The sequence below is a fragment of the Streptomyces sp. WAC06614 genome (genome assembly GCF_003949795.1).
Taxonomy (GTDB): Bacteria; Actinomycetota; Actinomycetes; order Streptomycetales; family Streptomycetaceae; genus Streptomyces.
In genome coordinates, this window is sequence record NZ_RPRY01000450.1 from 1 (window position 1) to 4,618 (window position 4,618).

The 4,618-nt window shown below is 77.1% G+C and carries 2 protein-coding genes; both read left to right on the forward strand.

The features are described 5' to 3' along the window. Positions 1-259: 259 nt before the first annotated feature. Complete coding sequence (locus tag EF918_RS32915) at positions 260-2,923, forward strand: protein kinase (protein WP_185922033.1); 2,664 nt, start codon at positions 260-262, stop codon at positions 2,921-2,923. A 51-nt stretch (positions 2,924-2,974) separates the two neighbouring features. Next, positions 2,975-4,618 (forward strand): protein kinase (locus tag EF918_RS32920; RefSeq protein WP_369009106.1); only part of this gene is annotated, 1,644 nt, incomplete at its 3' end.

Here is a 4,618-nt window from a genome sequence, read left to right on the forward strand (position 1 = left end):
TGTATAGGAGACAGGTTCGGCGTTGGGCGGGGGTCCTGTCCGGGCGGCGGGTCCGCCGGGGCGGAAGCCGGGGTTCGGTGGGGGGTGCGGTCCTGTTCGGACGTCGACACCACCTCGGCGGAACCGCGGACCCGTGGCGCCCGTCCGTTGCGGAGTGAGAGACAATGAGGGCTCGGCCGGGGCGGGTTGCGCCGGGCCCGAGCCGGGTGGAATGCCGGGCCGGCCGACGGACAGGGCGGCACGATCGCGGAGGGGACGCATGTCGAAGCCGGAGCACACGGTCACACCGGACGACGCCGTCGGCTCCCCGGAGCCCAAGGACGCCGCCGGCACGCCGAAGCCGAGGTCGGCCCCGGCCGGAGCCGGGGCCGCCGACGCGGCGGAGCCGAAGCCGGCTCCGGCCGGGGCCGAGGCGGCCGCCGCCGCGGAGCCGGGCTCCGGTTCCGGCTCCGGCTCCGGCTCCGGCGGAGCCAAGGTCCCGGCCCAGGGCCGGACCACGGCACCGGCCGAAGGCGGAGCGGGGGCTGACCGTACGTCGGCCACGCCGTCCGACACGGCCGCGGCGAAGCCGGGTGACGGTGCGTCGGGCGGATCGCGCGACGCCGAGGCGTCGGCGAAGCCGGGTGATCGGCCGGCCAAGGCCGCTGCCGAGCAGGCCGGATCCGGGTCGGCGAAGCCCGCCGACCGGCTGACCAAGGCTCCGGCCCCGGCCAAGGCCGGCGTTGTCGGCGCCAAGCCTGCGGAACCTGCGGCGAAGCCGGGGGACCGGCCGGCCAAGGGGTCGGATTCGGCCAAGGCCGGGGACCGGCCGGCCAAGGCTCCGGTCGGGGCTCCGGCCAAGCCTGCTGCTGGGCCGGAGCGGGCCGGTGAGGGCGTGGTCAAGGGGGTCACTCGGGACACCGGGGCCGATGAAGGGCGGCTGCTCGCGCGGCGCTACCGGCTGGTGTCCGTCCTCGGCAAGGGCGGCATGGGCACGGTCTGGCGGGCCCAGGACGAGACCCTCGGCCGGACGGTCGCCGTCAAGGAACTCCGCTTCGGCAACGGCGTCGACGAGGACGAGAAGCGCCGCCTGATCACCCGTACCCTCCGCGAGGCCAAGGCCATCGCCCGTATCCGTAACAACGGCGCCGTCACCGTCTTCGACGTCGTCGACGAGGACGCCCGCCCCTGGATCGTCATGGAGCTCATCGAGGGCCCGTCCCTCGCCGAGTTCATCCGCGAGCGCGGCCCCCTCACGCCCCGCCGGGCGGCCGAGGTCGGCCTCGCCGTGCTCGACGTGCTCAAGGCCGCCCACGGCGAAGGCATCCTGCACCGCGACGTCAAGCCCTCCAACGTCCTGATAGCCGAGACCGGCCGCGTCGTCCTCACCGACTTCGGCATCGCCCAGGTCGAGGGCGACCCCTCCGTCACCTCGACCGGCATGCTCGTCGGCGCCCCCTCCTACATCTCTCCCGAGCGCGCCCGCGGCCAGCGCCCCGGCCCGCCGGCCGACATGTGGTCCCTCGGTGGCCTGCTCTACGCCGCCGTCGAGGGCGTCCCCCCGTACGACAAGGGCAACGCCCTCGCCACCCTCACGGCCGTGATGACCGAGCCCGTGGACCCGCCGAAGAACGCGGGCCCGCTCACCGAGGTCATCTACGGACTCCTCGTCAAGGACCCGGCCCGGCGCCTGGACGACGCCGGGGCCCGCGCCCTGCTGACCGCCGTCGTCAACGCACCCGAGCCCGAGCCCGTCCCCTCGGTCGAGGAGACCCGGCAGGTCTCGCTGGCCGAGGCCAGGGCGGCCGCCGAGCAGGCCGCCACCGCCAAGGCGGCCGAGCGGGCCGCGAAGAAGGCCGCCGAGCAGGCGGAGAAGGCCGAGAAGAAGGAGCGGGAGCGGCGCGAGCGCGAACAGCGCGAGCGGGCCCGCGCCGCGCTGAAGGCCACCCGCAAGGCCGCCGCCGAGGCCGCGGCCGCGTCCGCGGCGCAGGGCACGGCCACCGCGTCGGCGGCCGAGGCTCCCACCACGGCCGGCGAGGGCCGGCCGGGCGCCGGCGGCGGTGTGTTCGGCAAGCGCACCGCGCCCGTCGCCGCCCCGCTCACCGACGTCATGCCGCGCCGCACGATCGCCCTGGCGATCGCGGCCGTGGTCGTCGTGCTGGCCGTCGTCGGCGGGCTCATCGCGTACCTGGTCTCCGGCGACGACCGGGCCAAGGGCAAGGGCGGCAGCAACGCCAAGGGCTCCGGCACGAGCGCCGGCCCGTCCGCGAGCGGCACGCCCGGCAGCCACGGCACCGGCAACGGCAACGGCACGGGCAACGGCAACAGCAACGGTGCCACCGGCAGTGCCACCCCCAACGGCGACCAGGGCGGCCAGAGCCAGGGGCAGGGCCAGGGCCAGACCCCGGGCCAGGGCGGCAACGGCCTGCCCCTCGACGGCACGCCCCCGCCCGGCAGCGGCAACGGCGGGACCAGCGCGAACGGGATCCCGGCGGGCTTCGGCATGGTGACGAACGACCACTTCCACTTCACCATCGCCCTGCCCAACGGCTTCCGCCAGACCGGCACGGCCGGCGAGGACTCCGGCGCGATCTACAGCCGCGACGGCGACTTCCCGCGCGTCCAGGTCGACTACACGCCCACGCCGGGCAACGACGCCAAGCTGGCCTGGCTGGGCTCCCAGGCCGGCGTGGCCGCCGGCAGCAAGGACTACCGCCTCATAGGCATCCGAACGGTGAACTACCGCAACTACCCCACCGTCGCCGACTGGGAGTTCGAGCGCACCCAGAACGGCAAGCGGATACGGGTCCTCAACCGCGGCTTCAAGGTCGACGCCACCCACGGCTACGCCATCATGATCAGCTGCGTGGCCGACACCTGGGACGGCGCGGAGTGCACGCAGTTGCGGAACACCGCGTTCGACACGTTCCAGCCCGTGGGCTGACCCAGGCCCGGGACGCGGGCGGCCCCGGCGACGTATCGTGGTCGGCGGGGCATGGGGGACACCGCACTCGGGGGAGGCGACGTGGACGACTACGCGGGCCGGATCCTGGCCGGCCGCTACCGTCTGCCGGTGCCGCCGACCGATGCCTACGAGCTGGTCGAGACCCGGGCCTTTGACACCCGTACCGGGCAGGAGGTCCTCGTCCGGCAGGTGCCGCTGCCGGAGGTCCTGGACGCGGAACTGCTGGACGGGGCCGGGACGCCCGCGGCGGACGTCCGCGAGGCGGCGGAGCTGCCGGCCGTGCGGCGGGCGATCGAGGCGGCCCAGGCCGCGGCGCGGATCCCGGACCATCCGCGGCTGGACCAGGTCTTCGACGTGTTCGCGGAGGGCGCGTCGCTGTGGATCGTCGGTGAGCTGGTCCCGGCGAGGCCGCTGGCCGCGTTGATCGCGGAGCGGCCGTTGAGTCCGTACCGGGCGGCGGAGGTCGCCGCGGACGTGCTGACCGCGCTGCGGGTGCTGCACGCCCATGGGTGGACCCACCGGAACATCACCGTCCGCACGGTGCTGGTGTGTGACGACGGCCGTGTCGTCCTGACGGGACTGGCGTCGGGCGCGGCCGAGGAGGCCCTGTGCGGCTACGACCCGGTGCCGCTGTCCGACCCGTGGACCTTGTCCCCGGGCCCGGCACCCGAGGCTCCCGCCCCGCGTCCGGACGGCACCCCGTTACGCGGCGCCGGCGCGCCACCGAGGGCCGGCGGCCCCGAGCCGGCGCCCCGCGAGTGGTGGCGCCCCGCCCCCGCCGGAACGGACACCGCCCTGCCCGGCCGCGCGGGGCAGGGCCCACACCCGCCCGAGAACCAGGGCCGGGGGCCGGGTCCACGCCCGCCCGAGAACCAGGGCCGGGGGCCGGGTCCACGCCCGCCCGAGGACCAGGACCGGGACCAGGGCCCCGGCGGATCACCGCTCCCGGACGGCCCGGTGCCCGACCCCTGGGCCGAGGAATCCGTCCTCCCGCCCCCGCGCCCCGCTCCGCGGCAGGACGAGGCCGGGTACGCGCCCCTGGTCGCGCCCGGGTACGCCACCGTGCCCTTGCCGCGCGGGGCCGGCGGCCCGGTCTACCGGGACCATGTCGTGCCGCGGCAGGACGGTGACGGCCGCCCCGACCTCACGGCCGCCGCCCGTGCCGGAGCCATCGCCGCCTACCGGGCCGGCGCCCGCGCCGCGGCCCAGGAATCCACGGAGCCCCACCGCGCGTCCGTCGAACCCGGCCCCCGCGAAGCGCCCCCGACGCACCCCGCGCCACCGGCCCTGTCCGCCGGGGCGACCGCGCCCCGCGGGGCCGCGGAGCTCCAGCAGCGCGGGGACGGGGAACGCGGCGCGGAGGCGACGGAGGCCGGGCCGTCGGCCCGGCCGGCCGGGCCGCGGGACCAACGCGAGGCCGGGCGGCGCGGTGACGAGGCGACGGAGGCCGCGCAACCGGCCCGGCCGGCCGGGTCGACCGTGCCGCAGGGGTACGAGTTTCCGTACGGGACGCCGCGCCGGCCCGCGCTCCCGACCCCCCGGCCGGACCGGGCCGTGCCGTCGCTCCCCGCCCAACTGGCTCTGCCCCAAGGCTTCCAGCAGGCGCGCCCCGGACCCGACCCGGACCGGCCCGACGACGTCGGAGCCGCCCCCGGAGCCGCTGCCGCCGACGAC